The organism is Pectobacterium betavasculorum, assembly GCF_000749845.1.
In the GTDB taxonomy this organism is placed as follows: domain Bacteria; phylum Pseudomonadota; class Gammaproteobacteria; order Enterobacterales; family Enterobacteriaceae; genus Pectobacterium; species Pectobacterium betavasculorum.
Genome location: NZ_JQHM01000042.1, coordinates 1 through 1375 on the forward strand (window position 1 = coordinate 1; position 1375 = coordinate 1375).

The window sequence follows — 1375 nt, forward strand, 5'->3', positions numbered from 1 at the left end:
ACCGTCGCACTCACATCGCCATTAGCAGCCAGCACCGCGCCCGGCACATTCACGCTCCAGGTCTTGCCATCGGCATTCACCGTGGTCTGGTAGGTCTCGCTGCCGACGGTTACTGTCACTGCATCACCGGCTTTGACGTCATTATCGACCTGACCGGTGACCGCAATCGTCTGACCCGATTCGCTGGCGTTAATCACGTTATCGCTGGTGATATCGTCGATAGTAATCGATGCAGTCGGTGCCACGGTATCCACACCGTAGGCGTGACTGGTATTCGCTGTAGTGACATTGCCTGCCGTATCACGGGTGGTGACCGTCGCACTCACCTCACCATTGGCGGCCAGCACCGCGCCCGGAACATTGACGCTCCAGGTTTTGCCATCGGCATTGACCGTGGTCTGGTAGGTCTCGGTGCCAACGGTAACGGTAATCGCATCACCGGCTTTGACGTCGTTATCAACCTGACCGGCCACCGCAATGGTCTGGCCGGATTCGGCTGCGTTAATCACGTTATCGCTGGTGATATCGTCGATAGTAATGGTCGCGGTGGGCGCAACCGTATCCACGCTGTACGCATGGCTGGTATTCGCTGTAGTGACATTGCCTGCGGTATCGCGGGTGGTGACCGTCGCACTGATATCGCCATTAGCAGCCAGCACTGAACCCGGCACATTGACGCTCCAGGTCTTGCCGTCGGCATTCACCGTGGTCTGATAGGTCTCGGCGCCGACGGTGACTGTCACCGTATCGCCCGCTTTCACGTCGTTATCCACGTTACCGGTGACCGCAATCGTCTGACCCGACTCGCTGGCATTAATCACGTTATCTGAGGTGATATCGTCGATAGTTATCGACGCGGTCGGTGCGACGGTATCCACGCCATAAGCGTGAGTAGAGTTTGCGGTGGTCACGTTACCCGCCGTGTCGCGGGTGGTGACGGTCGCCGAGATATCACCATTGGCGGCCAGCACCGAACCGGGAACGTTCACGCTCCAGGTCTTGCCATCGGCATTCACCGTGGTCTGGTAGGTCTCGGTGCCAACGGTAACGGTAATCGCATCACCCGCTTTAACATCGTTATCCACGTTACCGGTGACCGCAATCGTCTGGCCGGATTCGGCTGCGTTAACCACGTTATCGCTGGTCACATCGTCGATAGTAATGGAGGCCGCTGGCGCATCTGTATCCACGCCATAAGCGTGACTGGTATTGGCCGTGGTCACATTGCCTGCGGTATCGCGGGTGGTAACCGTCGCACTCACATCGCCATTAGCAGCCAGCACCGCGCCCGGCACATTCACGCTCCAGGTCTTGCCATCGGCATTCACCGTGGTCTGGTAGGTCTCGCTGCCGACGGTTACTGTCACTGCATCAC

1 protein-coding gene is annotated in these 1375 nt (G+C 58.3%); it reads right to left on the bottom strand.

Going from position 1 to position 1375, the window contains the following annotated elements; all coding sequences use genetic code 11:
• A partial coding sequence (locus KP22_RS20980; protein ID WP_039326293.1) for an Ig-like domain-containing protein occupies window positions 1–1375 on the bottom strand: 1375 nt, incomplete at both ends.